The organism is Lysobacter sp. ISL-50, assembly GCF_018612875.1.
GTDB lineage: Bacteria > Pseudomonadota > Gammaproteobacteria > Xanthomonadales > Xanthomonadaceae > Lysobacter.
In genome coordinates this window covers 382,138-400,946 of sequence record NZ_JAGGRI010000020.1, presented here as the reverse complement: position 1 = coordinate 400,946, position 18,809 = coordinate 382,138, and the positions used below count along the sequence as shown (strand labels likewise).

Annotated in this window: 10 protein-coding genes (1 of these 10 running past the window's edge); 5 read left to right on the top strand and 5 right to left on the bottom strand. The window is 65.9% G+C overall.

Translation table 11 applies throughout. The features are described 5' to 3' along the window. Nucleotides 1-48: 48 nt before the first annotated feature. Both J7J50_RS13825 and J7J50_RS13820 read right to left on the bottom strand, forming a co-directional pair. Nucleotides 49-2,277, bottom strand: a complete 2,229-nt coding sequence (locus tag J7J50_RS13825) for a S8 family serine peptidase (RefSeq protein ID WP_215058708.1) — start codon at nucleotides 2,275-2,277, stop codon at nucleotides 49-51. A gap of 364 nt (nucleotides 2,278-2,641) precedes the next feature. After that, complete coding sequence (locus J7J50_RS13820) at nucleotides 2,642-3,106, bottom strand: Lrp/AsnC family transcriptional regulator (protein WP_215058706.1); 465 nt, start codon at nucleotides 3,104-3,106, stop codon at nucleotides 2,642-2,644. A 105-nt stretch (nucleotides 3,107-3,211) separates the two neighbouring features. Between J7J50_RS13820 and J7J50_RS13815 the strand changes: the two genes are divergently transcribed. Together J7J50_RS13815 and J7J50_RS13810 are read left to right on the top strand one after the other, a co-directional pair. Next, a complete protein-coding gene (locus tag J7J50_RS13815; protein WP_215058704.1) occupies nucleotides 3,212-3,820 on the top strand; it encodes a LysE family translocator in 609 nt (202 codons plus the stop codon). 198 nt (nucleotides 3,821-4,018) lie between these two features. Then, nucleotides 4,019-4,624: a LysM peptidoglycan-binding domain-containing protein gene (locus J7J50_RS13810; protein ID WP_215058702.1), complete on the top strand. Its 606-nt coding sequence runs from the start codon at nucleotides 4,019-4,021 to the stop codon at nucleotides 4,622-4,624. A 107-nt stretch (nucleotides 4,625-4,731) separates the two neighbouring features. Here the strand turns inward: J7J50_RS13810 and J7J50_RS13805 are convergent, their stop codons facing one another. Continuing rightward, nucleotides 4,732-6,243, bottom strand: a complete 1,512-nt coding sequence (locus J7J50_RS13805; protein ID WP_215058700.1) for a discoidin domain-containing protein — start codon at nucleotides 6,241-6,243, stop codon at nucleotides 4,732-4,734. Nucleotides 6,244-6,764: 521 nt separating this feature from the next. Between J7J50_RS13805 and J7J50_RS13800 the strand changes: the two genes are divergently transcribed. Next, nucleotides 6,765-9,245, top strand: coding sequence for a hypothetical protein (locus tag J7J50_RS13800; protein ID WP_215058698.1), 2,481 nt, complete (start codon nucleotides 6,765-6,767; stop codon nucleotides 9,243-9,245). 221 nt (nucleotides 9,246-9,466) lie between these two features. Beyond that, nucleotides 9,467-10,228, top strand: a complete 762-nt coding sequence (locus J7J50_RS13795) for a metallophosphoesterase (RefSeq protein ID WP_215058696.1) — start codon at nucleotides 9,467-9,469, stop codon at nucleotides 10,226-10,228. Nucleotides 10,229-10,291: 63 nt separating this feature from the next. On the opposite strand, the gene J7J50_RS13790 is transcribed toward J7J50_RS13795, so the two are convergent. Together J7J50_RS13790 and J7J50_RS13785 are read right to left on the bottom strand one after the other, a co-directional pair. Beyond that, nucleotides 10,292-11,254: an acyltransferase domain-containing protein gene (locus J7J50_RS13790; RefSeq protein WP_215058694.1), complete on the bottom strand. Its 963-nt coding sequence runs from the start codon at nucleotides 11,252-11,254 to the stop codon at nucleotides 10,292-10,294. Between the two features lie 254 nt (nucleotides 11,255-11,508). Next, nucleotides 11,509-12,003: a hypothetical protein gene (locus J7J50_RS13785; RefSeq protein WP_215058692.1), complete on the bottom strand. Its 495-nt coding sequence runs from the start codon at nucleotides 12,001-12,003 to the stop codon at nucleotides 11,509-11,511. Nucleotides 12,004-12,802: 799 nt separating this feature from the next. Between J7J50_RS13785 and J7J50_RS13780 the strand changes: the two genes are divergently transcribed. Continuing rightward, a protein-coding gene (locus J7J50_RS13780) for a non-ribosomal peptide synthetase (protein WP_215058690.1) crosses the window boundary here: on the top strand, nucleotides 12,803-18,809 show its 5' portion. The gene runs 5,468 nt beyond the window's last position; only the first 6,007 of its 11,475 coding nucleotides appear in the window; it begins with the start codon at nucleotides 12,803-12,805; its stop codon lies beyond the right edge, outside the window.

Below are 18,809 nucleotides of genomic sequence, written 5' to 3'. Positions count from 1 at the left end.
GCGGCGAACTGAGCGAAAGGCCCCGTTTCGGATCGATACGCGGATCGCTCAGCGCTGGCCGATCAGGAACAGCCACGAACCGTCGTTGCCGGTCTGCTGCAAGGCCGTGGCGATATGGGCGCTGAAGTTCTGGAAGCTGCCGGCGCCGTCGAGCACATGCGCTTCGGTCCGGTCCGAGCCGCCCTGGCGGGCGATGGCGTACAAGTCCAGCGTGCCGTCGCCGTTGTAGTCGCCCAACTCGAAGTTCCAACCCAGATCGCTGCCGGTCTGATGCAAGCCCGTCGCCAGATGAGTGAGGAAGCTCTGGTAACCGTCGGCGCCGTTGAGCACATGCACTTCGGTCTTGCCCGATGCGCCCTGTTTCGAGAATGCGTACAGGTCGAGCACGCCGTCGCGGTTGTAGTCGGCGACATCGAAGGCCCAGTCGTTGCCCGCGCCGGTCTGCGACAAGGCGGTCGCGGTATGGGCGAGGAAGGTCTGGAAGCCGTCGGCGCCGTTGAGCACGTGGACCTCGGTCTTGCCCGACGCGCCCTGGCGGGCGATGGCGTACAGATCCAGCTTGCCGTCGCGGTTGTAATCGCCGACGTTGAACAGCCAGCCGGCATGGTTGCCGGTCTGGCTCAGGCCGGTGGCGATGTGGCTGAGGAAGCTCTGATAACCGTCGGCGCCGTTGAGCACATGCACTTCGGTCTTGCCCGAAGCGCCTTGCTTGGCGATCGAGTAAAGATCCTTGACGCCGTCGCCGTTGTAATCGCCCAGGTCGAAGATCCACGACTGATCCACGCCGGTCTGGCCCAGGGCGGTGGCGGTGTGGGTGAGGAAGGATTGATAGCCGTCGGCGCCGTTGAGCGCATGCACCTCGGTCTTGGCCGACGCGCCCTGCTTGTAGATCGTGTACAGCGCGGGAGCCTGCGGCGCCACCGCATTGACCGCGGCGGCGGCGTTGACGATGCCCGCGCCGCAACCGCCCGGGCACGCGCCCGGCAAGGCGCGAGCGGTCGATGTCAGGATCGACTCGACTTCCGCCGGCGTCTTGTTGGCGCGGCCGAGGATCAGCGCGGCCACGCCGGCGACGTGCGGCGCCGCCATCGAGGTGCCCTGATACCAGGCGTAACCGCCGCCGCCGACGGTGGACAGCACGCCTTCGCCGGCCACCGCGGTTTCGCCGCCGGGCGCGGTCACGTCGATGCCGGCGCCGTAGTTGGAGTAATACGCGCGATTGCCGCCGATGTCGTTGGCCGCGATCGCGATCACGTTGGCGCAGTTGGCCGGGCGGAAGCCGGACACGTCCGAGTTGTTGTTGCCGGCCGCGATCGCCAGCACCGTGCCGCGCGCAACCGCGGTGTTGATGGCGTTTTGATACACCGCATCGCAAGCGCCGCCGCCGCCGAGGCTGAGGTTGATCACCTTGGCCGGATTGGCATTGGCCGGCACGCCGGGCACCGCCGCGCCCGAGGCCCAGACGATCGCGTCGGCGATATCGGAAAGGTTGCCGTAGCCGCCGTTGCCGAGCACGCGCAGCGGCGAAACCTTGGCGCCGAAGGCGACGCCGGCCACGCCGACGCCGTTGTTGGTCGCCGCCGCGATGGTGCCGGCGACATGCGTGCCGTGCTGGACGTTGGACGAATCGGTCGGGTCCGCGTCGCGGCCGTTGCCGTCGCCCGAGCCGCCGTTGCCGGCGCTGGTGGAGCTGACGAAATCGTAGCCGGCGACGAGATTGGCGTTGAGATCGGCGTGGCCGAGGATGCCGCTGTCGATCACCGCGACCGTTACGCCGCTGCCGTTGGCGAGGTCCCAGGCCGGCGGCAGGTTGAGGCCGCCGGTGGCCTGGTAGTAATGCCATTGCTGCGGATACAGCGGATCGTTGGGCGTGAACAGCGCATGCATCCGCGCGTCGGCCTGCACCGATTCGATATTGGGATCGGCGGCGAGACGGCGGATCAGCGCTTCGGCGGCGACGCTGTCGAGTTCGCGATCGCTGGCGATCACGTCGTAGCCGATCGCCATGCGCCGCTTGTGGCTCAGATTCAGCGCGCGGCCCTGGCGCTGGCCGAACGCGCTGGCGATGCCGTCGAGCCCGCGCTTGCGCGCGAGCGCGTCGCTGCGTTCGGCCGCGCCGTCCTTGTATTTGACGATGAACTGATTGAAGTTCGCGCCCGGCGCGACGCCGGTCAGATTGGCCTGGCCGGCGGCGGCCGGCGAGCACACGAACAACGACAAGGCCGCGGCGGTGGCGAGCGCAAGCGCGTTCAAAGGTACGGAACGATGGTCGGACATGGGTGATCCCTCGTGCATGGACTGAGAATTCCCGCGGGGCGCGGGCAGCCATTCGAAGGCGGCAGGCGAGTGTGGCAATCCCTTGCGCGTCTCGAATCCTGGAGGCGACGTCATCCGTGTCGCCTTGATGGCCGCAGTCTAGATTCGCCCGGTCGCACCGGCAGTGACGCAGGTGGCGAATCGGCGCGGGCGTGGCGTCGCGCGGTTCATCGATACAGATTCGATGCGCGGCGCGCTGTTCGGGATCGCAAAGCGTGAGCGCGCAGAGCGGTCGCCATCGGATCATCCGGCGATGGCGACCAGGCGCTCGCTCGATGTGTGAGCGAAGTTGACGAAAGGCCGTGCGCGCCGACACCGCGCGCATTCACAACGGCAGCGCGTAACTCTGCTTGACGATCTGGCTGGGCAGATCGGTCTTCACGTTCTGGATGCCGTTGGCGCGGGTCAGATGGCGGGTCTGGAATTGCCGGTAACCGTCCAGGTCTTCGACCACCACGCGCAGCAGCGCGTCGCTTTCGCCGAGCATGATGTAGCACTCCATCACCTGCGGCAGCCGCTTCATCGCCTCGATGAAATGCTCGATGGTGTCGGCGTCCTGCGCGGTCAGCCAGACGCGGGTGAACAAGGTCATGCCGATGCCGACCTTGGCCGCGTTGAGCACGGCGACATAGCGCTCGATCACGCCGGCGTCTTCCAGCAACCGCACCCGCCGCAGGCAGGGCGAGGGCGACAGTCCGACTTCCTGCGCCAGCTCGGTGTTCTGCTGGCGGCCGTCGCGTTGCAGGGCGCGCAGGATGCGCCGGTCGATCTCATCCAACTGGGTTGGCATCGAATTGTCCATGTCGATAATTGTTTGGCATTAGATGCCAATTTACTAGGATATTGAGCAATATTCGCAACCCGATTGCGGGCCTTGCCGCGTACGCTATCGGCCATGGAACCGACCCCGCTGCTGCTGTTCGCCGTCACCGTGCTCCCGCTGATCTGCACGCCGGGGCCGGACCTGCTGTTCATCGCCTCGCAGGCCATCAACGGCGGCGCGGCCGCGGGCCTGCGCGCCACCGCTGGGGTCTGCGCGGGTTACGCGCTGCATTCGCTGTTGGTGGCGCTGGGACTGGCGGCGATCATCGCCGCCTCGCCATGGCTGTTCGAAGCGCTGCGCTGGATCGGCGTGGCGTATCTGGCCTACCTGGCGGTGCGCCTGATCCGTTCGGCGATGAAGGCAGGTTCCATCGGCCTGCAAGCGGCCGGGCGCGGCCGCCAGTTCCGCCGCGGCTTGCTGACCGCGGCGCTGAATCCCAAGGGCATGATGATCTACTTCGCGATCCTGCCGCAGTTCATGCGCGCCGACGAACCCGCCGCGGCGCAGGCGATGGCGCTGTCGGCGATCTTCATCGCCCTGTGCGCGCTGGTCTATGCCGGTTTGAGTGTGCTGCTGGGATTGCGCCGCGGCGGCGGTTTCAGCGATCGCCGCCGCCGTTGGGTCGAAGGCGTATCCGGCGGCATGGTGGCGATCGCCGCCGTCGTGCTGGCGCGCGATTGACGCGCGGCAGTCGCGCTGAACGCGGCGGTTTCGCCGCCGTCGGCGATTGAATGTGCACAGACATTCGACAGCGCGTTCCGATGCGCGCATTCATCGAAAACTAGGGTTGTCCCCAGCTGTGAGCTGCGACGTCCATCGGCTGAAATGTCGTCAGCCGGACCTCCCCAGCTCATCTCTCGCAACTATTCGAGGCAACGCATGACGACTTTGAATGGCCCGTCTTACTCGGGCCCGCAAATGGGCGCGCTGGTCAACACCAAGTCCGAGATCGAAACCGGGCAGGTCGCGACGCCGGCGGGTATGAAACCCATCGTGGTGCAGCCGGGCGACAACCTCACCCAGATCGCCGCCGCCAACGGCGTGTCGCTGGAGCAGTTGCTCGCGGCCAATCCCCAGTTCAGTCAGGACCCGGCGTCGAACCCGGGCACGCGCAATCCCGATCTGGTGTATCCGGGCGAAGTGGTGTTCGCGCCGGGCCCGGAATCCAAGGCCACCGCCACCGCGGCGGCGAACTACGAAGCCGCGCTGGCCGACGACAAGACGCCCAACACCAGCGGTCAGGACGCGCGGGACAAGGCCGAGGCCACCTCATCGACGCGCCATGAGTTCAGCGAAGCGGTGCAGGCCGAGATCGACAGCAGCATGACCTACAGCGGCAACAGCCGCGAAGCCTACGGCAAGGAAGCGGTCGCCCTCGGCGAGCAGATCGCCCAGCGCTACGAGGCTCAAGGCAAGCCGGAACTGGCGAAGGTTGCACGTGAAGCGGCGCAGCAGCGCTCCAACGAGATCAATAACGAAGTCTGATCGCACCACGCGACGCAAACGGCAAACGGCGCGCTCATGGCGCGCCGTTTGTTTTCCAGGCCGCCGCGCCGGCCGCCCGCGACGGCGGCCGGCGCGTTGTCATGCGATCAATGCTCCAGCACGCTCACGCTGGTGACGTACTGCGAGTCGGCGGTCCACGGCGAAGGATTGCCGACGCTAAGGCCGACCTGCAACGTCTTGCCGGCGATGTCGCCCAGATCGAAATAACGCATCGGCACCAGCGCGCCCGGGCACCAGCTCCTGGGATTGGTGGTGTTGTTGTTGCGGAAGATCCCCGGATTGCCGCGCGGACTGAATTGCTCGTAGTTGGCGCAATCGATCTTGGTGCTGAAGCTGGCGATCTGCGCGCCGTTGAGTTTCACCGCGATGTTGGTGTTGGTGTATTCCTGGCCGCCGGAGGCCGCGCCGTAGCCGGCGATGCTGACCGCCAGGGTCGCGATCCCCAGATTGGCCGTGTGCGCCGTGGTCGCCGTGGCGATGGCGTCGTCCTTCTCCGAAGAGCGCGACAACAGGCCGATCACGTCCGGATCGCTGCCCGGCGTGAGCGTCTTGGTCGAGACCAGCGCCAGCGAATACTTGAAGCCGACCTCGGCGATCGCCGGATCGGTCACGCCGTGCTGTTCGCAGGCATCGCCGCCGTACTGCGGATTGGCGCCGCCGCTGATGCCGACCCAGATGTCGCGATCGGGATTGGCCAGCGCCGCGGCATACGGGTCCATCGGCGCGTCGGGATACACCCGGGTCGCCTTCGCGCCTTGCCACATGTCGCTGAAGGGCGAGATGAAATCGGTGAAGGTCACCCGCGGCGTGTCGACCGTCGGCGCCACATCCTTGGCGGTGCTGATGAAGAATGCCGAAGCGAAGCGGTCGTAGGGATCGCACTGGGCGTGATAGGTGATGCGCAGGGCGACGTCGTCGCCGATCTTGGCCTTCTCCGCGTCGCTGAGCTTGCGCGCGAACTCGGTGCCGCGCTTCCACATCAGCACCCCGGCCGGCGGGGTGTAGGTGGTCGGCTCGGTGCTGCGGTAGATGCCGAACTGCGGCACCTGATCGAGCACCTGCACGAGTTTCTCCGTCGCCGGCGGCGCGTCGTTGACTTCGAATTCGTAAATGCGCGCGGCGCTGTCGCTGGTCTGGGTCGGGGTGGTGATGTTGAGGCGGACGTAGCGCGCGCTGATCGCGGCGACGGTATGGGTGCTGACGTTGGCGGTGTTGTTGCTGACGGTGACCGCGGTGCTCCAGGCGCTGCCGTTGGCCGAGGTCTGGATGTTGAAGTTCTTGCTGTTGAACGACGCCGGCTCGCCGCCGGCGCCGGCATGCTTGATCGTGAAAGCGGAAATCGATTTGCTCGAACCCAGATCGACCTGCAGCCATTTGCTGCCGGCCGAAGAGCAGAACTTGTCGCTGTTGCCGCCGCCGGTGCTGCCGTTGAAGGCCTTGGCCGGGCCTTCATTGGCGTTGCACGAGGCCGAGCCCGTGGCGGGCTTGTTCAAGGCCAGATTGGCGGCGCTGGCGGCATCGACGACGCCCAGGCACAGCAGCAGCGCGCTCGCGGCTTGCAGGCGTTTGGATGGAGTAAGACGGTGGCTCGATTTCATGCAAGGTCCTTTTCACTTGGAAGGGATGGCCGGCGGATGGATCGGGTGCCGCGTCTTCCGGCGTGGCGGGACGGCGAAGAAGGCGCGTATTCAGTGACTTAGATCGATCCAAATAGCAGATTAAGCAGAGCCGGGGCGCACCGGCGTGGCCGTTCGGCGTTCGCGGACGCGAATTCGGAGCATTGGTTCGCAGTTCTCGCTCCGCGTTGTCGCGAGCGGCTGACGGGCGGCAGCGAACGCGCGGGACTGATATCGCTCAGCGCTGACATGACCCATGCCGCTTGCCGCGCAGGCCGCGATATCGCGCACGACGTGAACTGCGTTAACGCCTGAAACGCAGGCTCCGCGCGTCATACGCCGCCGCAATCCTGAACCGTGCATGCGTCACATAGGGTTAGCCCTAAATGGTGCCCGGTGCACAGGGCGCTAGCCTTATGCCGGTGGCGAGGCATGGCCCCGCCTGTTGCGCGCCCGTCCCGGCACCGCATCGAACAAGGGCCTGACTACCCAAGGATCGAATCGTGACCACTACGCTCAATTCCGCGCTGCAGACCCTCAACCGCGATTTCGCCGCTTACGACTCCGCGCTCAAGGGCGATGCGAGCAAGACCGACGGCCTGATCAGCTTGGACGATTTGCGCCAGGTGGCCGACAACGTGGGCAATCGCTTCACGCCCGAGCAACAGGAAGCCGCGCGCTTCCTGCTCGACAATCCGGCCCAACTCAATTTCGTCGACGCCGGTCCCGGCGGCGGCAAGATCGACGGCATGATCGACCGCGCCGGGCTCAATAACGCCGCTGGTTTGGCCGGCGGCGACAAGGACGCCGCGCTCAACGCCATGCTCGACACCGCCGCCAGCCGCAACGGCGAGATCGGCAGCGACAACATCCACGGCACCCGCGACATCAATTCGCTGCTGATGGACCCGGGCTTGAATCCGGATCTGCGCACACTGTTGCAAGGACGTTCGGAAGCCGATATCCGCGCCAAGCTGGGGCAATTGATCGATCCTTTGAGCGGGGAGCAACGTTCGGGGGCGCAGCAGCAGAATCTCGCCACCCTCGGTCAGGCGACCGAACTGCTCGCCAACACCGTCCAGGGCATGAATCCGAAGGACGCCGCGGCGCTGGTCGGGCGCGTATGGCCGGATCTGCAGAGCGCGATCGGCAAGAACTACAACAACGGCGCCAGCTTCGAGAACAAGACCCTGCTGGAACAGACCGGCCGCATCGCCGCGGTGGTCCGGCGTTCGGGCGATACCGCCTTGTTCGACCGGCTGGTTCAGGACGCCGGCAAGAACCCGGCCCTGAGCATGGTCACGCCCAGCGGTTCCAGCGGCACCGCGCAGATGACCTTGAACGATCAGGCCTCGATGCAGGGACTGCCGTTGTACCTGGCACTGGCGAAGAAAGACGCGGCCAACGGCGTCAGCGAGCCTTACGCGCTGGTCAACAACATCATCCGCTACAACAACTCGCAGATCGCCGATCTCACCCAGAAGTACAACAACCACACCAAGGACCTGGCCTGGTTCGTCAGCAATCAGGGCAAGACCGCATCGCCGGAAGAACTGCAGAAGGCGATCAACAACTACGTCAACGCGCAGGGGCCGCAGTGGCGAGCCACGTATCAGTCGCTGCAGAACCAGCTGACCGATCGCGGCGCGCAACTGCTCGACGTCGCCGGCCAGATCCGCACGACGCTGCCCGAGGCCGACGCGCGCGCCCTGACCGAATCGATGTTCGGCGCGAAGGAAACCCAGTTCGCGGTGAAGATGGCGTTGAACGGCAGGCCGGAAATCGCCGCCGATCCGACCGTCGCGGCGACCCGCGACTGGATGGCCGCGGCGGCCGGCGGTGGCGGCAGCGGCTTCAAGGCGCTGCCGCAGATCGCGCAGGCGCTGGGCACGGCGTATCTGCGCCGCGAAGTCGGCGATGCGCTCAAGGCCGGCATGAATCCGCCCGATCCGCAGCGGCTGCTGACCGAACTGGAGTCGCTGAAGCAACCGGGCCTGGCGCGTTCGCTGGGCATGTCCGAGGGCGCGCTCAACCAAGCGATCACCCAGTTGCAGACGCTCAACACCGATATCGCCAACGGCAATCTGCGCACGCCCGATGAGCTGCGCGCCTTCATCGACAACCACATCAACGGCGAGCTGGCCGGACAGGAGGCCTTCGCCGCCGACACCGCGCACGGCCAGGTGTTCCGCACCCTGGCCACCACCGTCAGCGCCTTGTCGTTCGCCAAGTCCACCGGCATGGCGGTCGACGATCCGTCCTTCATCAACGTGGTCAACGCTTCGGCGCAGGGCTTCGACGTCGCACAGCAAGTGCTGCAGATGAGTTCGGGCGCCGGCTTGATCAGCGAATCCGGTCCGCTCGGACGCTATGCCGGCAACGCCGGCGTCACCAAGCTGCTCGGCAGCGTCGGCGTGGCGCTGGATGCGGTCGGCGCGGTGGACGCGTTCGACAAGGGCGACAACCTGCAGGGCGCATTGCAGACGGTCAGCGCGCTGGGCGGCGCGGTGGCGATCTTCGGCGCCGGTTCGGCCTGGGGCCCGGCCGGCGCCATTGTCGGCGGTCTGGCCGCGCTGGCCAGCCTGGGCGTGAGCATGTTCCGCGAGAAGGCCGAAGCCGATAAGCACCAGAACGACACCAACAAGCAGTTCCTGCGCGATGTCGGCTACAACCCGCAGGCCGCGGACATCCTTTACGACAACAGCGGCGAAGGCCTGAGCCCGCTGCCCTTGCTGATGAAGTACGGCGCCGACCGAGGCCTGACCCCGCAGCAGACCCGCGACCTGCTCAACAGCCTGGGCAGCGACTACGGCGGCGAACTGCTGTGGAAAATGCGCGATGTCGCGCACAAGGTGCTCGACAGCGTCGATGGCGATCTGAGCAAACTCAACGGCGCGCCGCTCAACAGCCAGTTGCAGGAGTCGTTCAATAACCGCGCTGAAATATGGGCGCGGCAGAATGGCGTGACCTTGTCGCCCAGGTAAGCCGAGCGCGCGTGCGCCCCATGCCGCGGCATGGGACCATCGTCACGGCGTCGGCGCCCAGGCTAAGTCCACGCAAATGGATTATCCGGATATGGAGCGGCGCATCGGGACCGCGGTGTTGTCCGGCCATCGCGCCACGGTGCATAGACGGGCTATAAAGACGGCTTCTATCCCGATGAGCCGGCGGCGACCCGACCGCCGGTCGGCGATCCAGCGACGCGATGCGCATATTTGCCCTGTCCGATATCCATGTCGATCACGACGACAACGCCAACTGGCTGCGCAGCCTGTCCGCCGCGGACTATCGGCGCGATCTGCTGATCCTGGCCGGCGACATTACCCATCGCCGGCCGCTGCTGGCGTGGTGCCTGAACGAATTCGCGCGACGCTTCGCCCAGGTCTTGTTCGTCCCGGGCAATCACGATCTATGGGTCGTGGGCGAGGCGCCGGGCAAGACTTCGTTGCAGAAGTTCGACGACGTGGCCGCCACCGCCGCCGATTGCGGCGTGTCGATGCGCCCCTACGTGGCTAACGCAACGCTGATCGCGCCGCTGCTGGGGTGGTACGACTATTCCTTCGGCGAACCCGGCGAAGACCTGCTGCAGCGCTGGAGCGACTTCTACGCCTGCCGCTGGCCGCCCGGATTCGATCCGGCGAACGTCGCCGCGCATTTCGCCGCGATGAATCTGAGCCGGGTGCCGGACGGCGTCGATCGGGTGATGACGTTCTCGCACTTCCTGCCCAGGCTCGATCTGGTGCCGTCCTTCGTGCCGGCCCGGCATCGCATCCTCGATCCAGTGCTGGGCAGCACGCGGCTCGACGCGCAGTTGCGCCGGCTCGGTTCGGTCGCGCATGTCTACGGCCACAGCCATATCAATCGCAACGTCCGCATCGATGGCGTGGAATACTTCAACAACGCCTTCGGCTATCCGCACGAAGATATGATCACCGCCAAGCGACTGGTCTGCATCGGAACGCTGTGACATCGCGGGCGGGCCCGCGAGCGACGCGGCGTTGCAACGATCCGGCCTGCGACGCGCTTCGCGTCAAGTCGAGGCGGCCGGCCCCGCGAACGCCGCCCGCAACGCCGCCATGGTTTTCGAGTCCTGCCCATACGGCGTCAGCGCCGGATGCACCGTCGATGCGCTGCCGGCGGGCAGGGCGTACTTGGCGAAGGTCGCCATGGTGCCGGACGGGCCGGCATCGATATAGCGATGCGATCCCTGGCTTTCCAATTGCGCGATGGCGTCGCGCAGGCGGATCGGCCGGCGCACCACGCGCCAGAAGAAATCGTCCGGGAGGTCCGCCAGCACCGCGGCCTGTTCGCAGCACACCAGCGGCAGGTGCCCGCGGCCGCGCGGAACCGAATGCATGAACGCCTGGAACGGCGCCTGCGCCGGATCGATCCAGCGCGAATGGAAAGCGAACGACACCGCCAGACGCTGATGAGCGATGCCGCGCGCACGCAGTTGTTCCTCGATCCCGTCCAGCCGCTCCTGCGGCGCGGCGAGGGCGAAGTGGGTGGCGAAGTTGTCCGCCGCCAGTTCGGCATGGCCGCGCAGCCAGTCCTGCTCGAACAGTTCGCGTCCGGCCAGTACCGCGATGATGCCGCCGCGCGGGCAGGTGTCTTCCAGGGCGATCGCCTGCTGCACGACCGCGGCCAGGGCGTGTTCGACATCGAGATGACCGGCCAGCGCGGCGGCGGTGAACGAACCCAGGCTGGTACCCAGCACCAGGTCGGGCTCGATGCCGTCGCCGATCAGGCACTGCGCGAGCGAGTACTCGATGATGAAGATCGCCGGATGCGTCCTGAGCGTGCGATCGAAGCTGTCGGTAAGGGGCGATGCGTACACGGCGTCGATGACCGGCACGCCGGCCATTTCCTGCGCCAGCTTGTCCAGGCGAATCATCCAGTGGCGAAACACTTCACTGGTTTCGAACAACTGTCTGCCCATCTGGAAATACTGCGACCCCTGCCCGGAAAACATGAATACCGTCTTGGCCGTCATCGATCTGTCCTGCATGCGGGCGTTGGCGAGCGCAGCAGGATAACCGTTGCCGATGGCCGCTACGAGGACAGGCGCAAGGGCCGGCTCGCACGCCGACGACTCACTTTCGTTAAGGCCCGGCTCGTTCTTTCGTCGAGAAGCTGCGCGAGCCGGCGCTTGGTTCGCGGCGATCGCATGTATGCATCGCCGGATGAGGCGGCGACGCAGAAGATCGTCGATCGCGTCTGTCAGTTCCCGCTGTGCCGATGAAGCAATCAGGCTGCCTGAAGTCGGCGCCGGGTATCCGGTCGCAGAAAGCAAGCACGCCATCTGCTGGTCGCGGCGCCATCATCTGCGCCGGTGTCGATGCAGCGATAGGTTTGCAGATTGTGTCGGTTCTTGTCGTACAAATGTAATTCACGGTCGCCGCTGCGCTGCACAACGACATCGCTGCCGTTGCGTGGCGCGGCCACGACCAGACACATATCCAACGAAGCGTATGCTTCGTCAGGCGCAACGCCGATGCGTACTGGTCTGGCGATCGTCGGGCCGAGTTCCTGTTGCTTCGCGACAGGCATCGCTGCGGCAGAAATCGGTGTTTCCCCGCGGATTTCTTCTATTTGTCGCCAAGCCATGCCATTGCCGTTCGCTTGCGGAAGTCGATCAGATGTCGTTTCGCGCGATGAGGTGATCATTGTCATTGCGAACATGTGCGCATAGATAAATCGTGATGCGCGCACATCGCTGCGCGGACGGTGCGGTGAAGACATGCAAGCTCGCGCGTGGCCTGGTTCAAGTCGTCTTGCTTAATGCGTGTGCGTGCGATCACGGCTCGAGGAACGGATGTGTCATGTCGCTGTCGATTCTTGAGGCCTCTCACAACGCGATTGTTGCGACTCATCGTATTCGCGAAGCGAACATCGCGTGATGCTTTCATCAACCTATCGCGCGGCGATGCATCTAACGCGGTGTCATGTTCAATCACTACTTTGACAGCTATCACAGCAAAAAAAGCAGCGGAAAGGCCAAACCAGAAAGGCATCACACAACATGTGATTCCATCACTTTATATTTAATTCCGTAGAGCGCGTTGCACTGCATAGGAAAATACCCAGTGGAAGGGGAGACCGTCGCGGCGGTCGTCGGCCTCTCGCGCAGCCGGCAATTCGATTTCAATCCCCATTCCGTGCATCAGATATTCATCCCGATTTCCGGGGCTTTTACAGGCCTCCGGATGGTTCTATGCGCGCCGCGCATTCGCGCGGTTTCTTTCGGCATGATCAAATTTCGAACTCTCATGATTTATGTACAAGACAATGTCATGTAACGACATGCACCATTAGTGCCGGGCGCTGGTCGCCACAATCACTAACTAATCGATAAATCCTTCCCGGGTTCGCGCCTGCACATCGAGCGCGCGCGCCTGTCGGAGGAGTGTTGTCCGGATTTGCGAAAAGCCGGGTTTTCATGGGCTTTCGCACGCGAAACGACTCGAAACTTGCAATCCATGCCTCATCGCCACGGCGATGGCCGTACGGCGGAGGTGCGGAGCCACTAAATGGAAAATCGATGAGAACGGACACTAACCGTCAGAAAGTTCTGGCCGACCCGATTGACCGGGATAAACCCTCTCGCGAGTATCCGTGCGCGCACGAGCTGTTCGAGAGGCAGGTCGAATTGGCCCCATCGAGTATCGCGGTCCATCACGACGGACGCGATCTGAGCTATGCGGAAGTGAACATGCGCGCCAATCGGCTGGCGCGCTACCTTCGCGGGCTCGGTATCGATCCCGACGATCGCGTCGCCATCTGCATGCCGCGCTGCGCGGAAATGATCATCGCGATGCTCGCGGTGACCAAGGCGGGCGCGGCTTATCTGCCGCTGGACCCGGCCTATCCGCGCGAAAGACTGAACTACATGGTCGCCGACAGCGGCGCCAGGATCTTGCTCACCGTGCAGGCGCAGGACGATTTTTCGTCCGTGCCGGCCGCGCCGATCGCCGTCGCGCTGGATCAGGCGCAGCGGCCGTGGGAGCTGCTGCCGTCGGGCAATCTCGAGCGCGAGGAATCCGGCGCCGGGCATGAGCATCTGGCTTACGTGATCTACACCTCCGGTTCCACCGGTCAGCCCAAGGGCGTGATGGTGGAGCACCGAAATCTGCGCAACCTGATCGAGTGGCATTGCCAGGCGTTTCCGCTGCAGCCCGACGAACGCAGCTCGTGCATGGCCGGCCTGGCCTTCGATGCCTGCGCGTGGGAAATCTGGCCGACCTTGTGCATGGGCGCCACGCTGGTGTTGGCGCCGGCCGCGCTCGCCGGCGATCCGATGGCATTGCTGCAATGGTGGCAATCGCAGGATCTGCACAGCAGTTTTCTGGTCACCGCGTTCGCGCAGATGGCGATGGAGCGGGCGCAACCGGGCAAGCCGCTGCGCCGTCTGCTCACCGGCGGCGATCGTCTGAGCCGTCTGCCCGGCAAGGATCTGCCGTATGAGCTGATCAACAATTACGGCCCGACCGAAACCACCGTGGTGGCCACCTCGGGCCGCGTGCGCGCTGACGACAAAGTGCTGCACATCGGCCGGCCGATCGCCAACACCTCGATCTATCTGTTGGATGCGGATGCAGCGCAGGTGGCCGAGGGCGAAATCGGCGAAATCCATATCGGCGGCGCCAGCGTCGCGCGCGGCTATCTCAATCGCCCCGAACTGACCCGCGAGCGCTTCCTCGACGATCCCTTCGCCGGCCGCGTCGGTGCGCGGATGTACCGCACCGGCGACCTCGGCCGCTGGCTGCCGGACGGCACGATCGAGTTCCTCGGCCGTAACGATCATCAGGTCAAGATCCGCGGCTTCCGCATCGAGCTGGGCGAAATCGAAGCGCAACTGGCGAAGTTGCCCGGCGTCGGCGAAGCGGTGGTGCACGCGCGCGAAGACAGCCCGGGCGACAAGCGCCTGGTCGCGTACCTGGTTGGCGACGCGTTGCCGCAGACCGCGGACCTGCGCGCCGCGCTGGCGCGCGAACTGCCCGAGTACATGGTGCCGGCGGCCTACGTGACGCTGGAGCGCCTGCCGCTGACGCCGAACGGCAAGCTCGACCGCCGCGCCTTGCCGGCGCCGGAAGGCGACGCCTACGCGCAACGTGCGTATGCAGCGCCGCAGGGCGCGGTGGAAACCGCGCTGGCGCAGATCTGGTCCGAGCTGCTGCAGGTCGAGCAAGTCGGCCGCCAGGATCATTTCTTCGAACTCGGCGGCCATTCGCTGCTCGCCGTGCAGTTGATGGAGCGCATGCGCCATCAGCAGCTGTACGCCGATATCCGCACCTTGTTCGCGCAGCCGACCCTGTCGGCGTTGGCGCAGGCAGTCGAGCAGGCACGGCAGCGCGACTGGCGCGAAGTGCCGGTGCCGGCCAACGGCATCGAGCCGGGCTGCACCGAACTGACCCCGCAGATGCTGCCGCTGGTGTCGCTGGATAACGAACAACTGGCGCGCATCGTCGATGCGGTGCCCGGCGGCGCGGCCAATATCCAGGACATCTATCCGCTGGCGCCGTTGCAGGAAGGCATCCTGTTCCATCACCTGCTGCATCCGCAGGGCGACCCCTATCTGCTGTCGACCACGCTCGCCTTCGACTCGCGCGAGCGCCTGGACGGTTTCGTGCAAGCGCTGCAGACGGTGATCGGCCGTCATGACGTGCTGCGCACCGCGGTGCAGTGGGAAGGCCTGCCCGAACCGGTGCAGGTGGTCTGGCGCGAGGCGGCGATCGAGGTGGAGACGCTGGTGCTGGACGGCGCCGACCTCGAAGCGCATCTGCGCGCCTACACCGACCCGGCGCATTACCGTCTGGACGTGCGCAGCGCTCCGCAGATGCGCGGCTTCGCCGCCTTCGATGCCAGCCAGCAGCGCTGGCTGCTGGTGTTGCTGCAGCATCACCTGATCATGGATCACATCACCAGCGACCTGCTGATGCAGGAACTGGCCTTGATCCAGAGCGGCCGCGGCGATGAGCTGTCCGAGCCGGTGCCGTTCCGCGATTTCGTCGCCCAGGCGCGCCTGGGCGTGAGCGTGCAGGAGCACGAACAGTATTTCCGCGAGATGCTCAGCGATGTCGAGGAACCGACCGCGCCGTTCGGCCTGAAGGACGTGCAGGGCGGCGGCCAGGACATCCGCGAAGCGCACCGCGCGGTGGACAGCGACCTGTCGCGCCGCATCCGCGCGCAGGTGAAGGCCCTGGGCGTGAGCGCGGCCAGCGTGTTCCATTGGGCCTGGGGCCAGGTGCTGGCGAAGACCACCGGACAAGAGGACGTGGTGTTCGGCACGGTGCTGTTCGGGCGCATGCACGGCGGCGCGCGCGCGGATCGGGCGATGGGCCTGTTCATCAACACCTTGCCGGTGCGCATCCGTCTGGGTGAGGCGAGCGTGCGCGAAAGCATCCGCCGCACTCACGCCAGCCTGTCGCAACTGGTCTGGCACGAGCACGCGCCGCTGGCGCTGGCGCAGCGCTGCAGCGCCTTGCCGTCGTCCACGCCGCTGTTCTCCGCGCTGTTGAATTATCACTACAGCGCCGGCGCGCTGGGCATCGACCTGGAACTGGGTTGGGGCGAAGGCGTGGAACTGCTCGATTTCAAGGAGCGGACCAACTACGCCTTCAACTTGTCGGTGGACGATCAGGGACAGGATTTCCACCTGGGCCTGCAGATCACCTCAAAGATCGACGCGCAGCGCATCGGCGAGTACATGCACCGGGTGCTGGAACAACTGGTGGAGGCGCTGGAGCATGCGCCGGAAACGCCCGCATGGCGGATCGGCGTGCTGGCGCAGGCCGAGCGGCGGCAGGTATTGGAAGCGCACAACGCCACGCAGCGCGACTACTCGCAAGGGCAGTGCGTGCAGCAACTGTTCGAGCAGCAAGCCGCGCGCACGCCGGAGGCGGTCGCGGCGGAGCAGGACGGACAATCGCTGAGCTACGCCGAACTCAATGCGCGGGCCAATCGGCTTGCGCATCATTTGAGGGGGCTGGGCGTCGGCGCGGACGATCGCGTCGCCATCGTCATGCCGCGCAGCCTCGACCTGGTCGTGAGCCTGCTGGCGGTGCTCAAAGCGGGCGGCGCCTACGTGCCGCTGGACCCGGCGTATCCGTCCGAACGCTTGGCCTACATGCTCGACGACAGCACGCCGAAGGTGCTGCTGATGCATAGCGAGGTGCGCGATCGCTTGCCGGCCGTCGATTCGCTGACGGTGCTGGACATGGACCGCGATGCTTCGGCGTGGCAGTCGTATCCGGCGGAGAACCTCGATCCGGCCGAACAGGGCCTGACCGCGAACCATCTCGCCTACGTCATCTACACCTCGGGTTCCACCGGCCAGCCCAAGGGCGTGATGGTCGAACACGCCAATCTGGCGAACCTGATCCATTGGCATAGCGAAAATTTCCCGCTGCAGCCGGGCGAACGTACCGCCAGCACCGCCGGCGTCGCCTTCGATGCCTGCACCTGGGAAATCTGGCCGGCGTTGAACATGGGCGCGACCTTGGCCCTGCCGCCGCGCGACACCGCCGGCGACCCGATGAAGTTGCTGCAATGGTGGGAAGCGCAGGATCTGCACAGCAGCTTCCTGGTCACCGCGCTGGCCGAAATCGCCCTGAGCCGCGCGCAACCGGGCAAGCCGCTGCGCAGCCTGCTGACCGGCGGCGATCGCCTCAGCCGTCTGCCCGATCACGATCTTCCCTACGAGTTGATCAACAACTACGGTCCGACCGAAACCACGGTGGTGGCGACCTCCGGCCGTCTCGATCCGCACGGCGCCATCGTCCATATCGGCCGTCCGATCGCGAACACGACGATCTATCTGCTCGACGCGCACGGCGAACCGGTGCCCGAAGGCGTGGCCGGCGAAATCCATGTCGGCGGCGCCGGCGTGGCGCGCGGGTATCTCAACCGTCCGGAGTTGACCGCGGAGCGCTTCCTCGACGACCCGTTCGCGAACCGCAACGGCGCGCGGATGTACCGCACCGGCGATCTCGGCCGCTGGTTGCCGGATGGGACGATCGAATTCCTCGGCCGCAACGACCATCAGGTCAAGATCCGCGGCTTCCGCATCGAACTGGGCGAGATCGAAGCGCGATTGGCGCAACTGCCCGGCGTGCGCGAAGCGGTGGTGCATGCGCGCGAAGACCGCCCCGGCGACAAGCGCCTGGTCGCGTACCTGGTGGGCGAGGGCATCGCGCCGAGCGCCGACCTGCGCGCCGCCCTGGCCCGCGATCTGCCCGACTACATGGTGCCGGCGGCATACGTGCTGTTGGAGCAACTGCCGCTGACGCCCAACGGCAAGCTGGACCGCCGCGCCTTGCCGGCGCCGGACGGCGACGCCTACGCGCAACGGACCTTCGAAGAACCGCAGGGCGAGGTGGAAGCCGCGCTGGCGCAGATCTGGGCCGAACTGCTGCAAGTTCCGCGCGTGGGCCGGCGCGATCATTTCTTCGAACTGGGCGGACACTCGCTGCTGGCGATGCGTCTGCTGTCGCGGGTCAGCCAACGCCTGAAGCTGAGCGTGTCGCTGCCGGACTTGTTCGCCACGCCGGTACTGTGCGACTTCGCCCGGACCCTGGCGCAGGCCGGCCACGACGACATGCCGGGCTTGCTCGGCGGTGAGCGCCCGGCGCTGATTCCGCTGTCGTTCGCGCAACAGCGGCTGTGGTTCATCGCCCAGATGGGCGAGGAAGCCAGCGCCGCGCATCACATTCCGCTGGGCCTGCGCCTGTCGGGCGATCTGGACGAAGCCGCGTTGCAGGCCGCGCTGCAGCGGATCGTGCAGCGCCATGAAGCCTTGCGCACGCACTTCGAACTGGTCGAAGGCCAGCCGGTGCAGCGCATCGCCGAGGATGCGGCGTTCGCATTGACTCGCCAGGACCTCAGCGCCAGCGCCGATCCGCACGCCGAACTGGCGCACTGGCGCCAACTCGAAGCGCACGAGCCGTTCCACCTGGACCAGGGCCCGCTGATCCGCGGACGCCTGCTGCGCCTGGACAAGCGCGAGCATGTGCTGCTGCTGACCCTGCACCACATCGTCTCCGACGGTTGGTCGATGGGTGTGCTGATCGAGGAACTCGACGCGCTGTACCGGGCGTACTCGCTGGAGGGCGTGCCGACTCAGGTCGATCCGCTGCCGACCCTGCCGGTGCAGTACGCCGACTACGCCGTGTGGCAGCGCCGCTGGCTCGACGGCGCTGTGCTGCACAACCAGCAGAACTATTGGCGCGAACACCTGCAAGGCGCGCCGGGCCTGCTGGAATTGCCGACCGACCGCGCGCGTCCGCCGGTGCAGGAACACGCCGGCGAAAGCCGCCGCTTCAGCATCGACGCCGATCTGAGCCGCGAGTTGCAGGCGCTGAGCCAGCGTCACGGCACGACCTTGTACATGACCCTGCTGGCGGCATGGGCGGCCTTGCTGAGCCGCCTGTCCGGGCAGAGCGATCTGGTCGTCGGCACGCCGATGGTCAATCGCAATCACACCGAACTCGAACCGCTGATCGGGATGTTCGTCAACACCCTGGCGCTGCGCTTCGATTTGTCCGAAGACC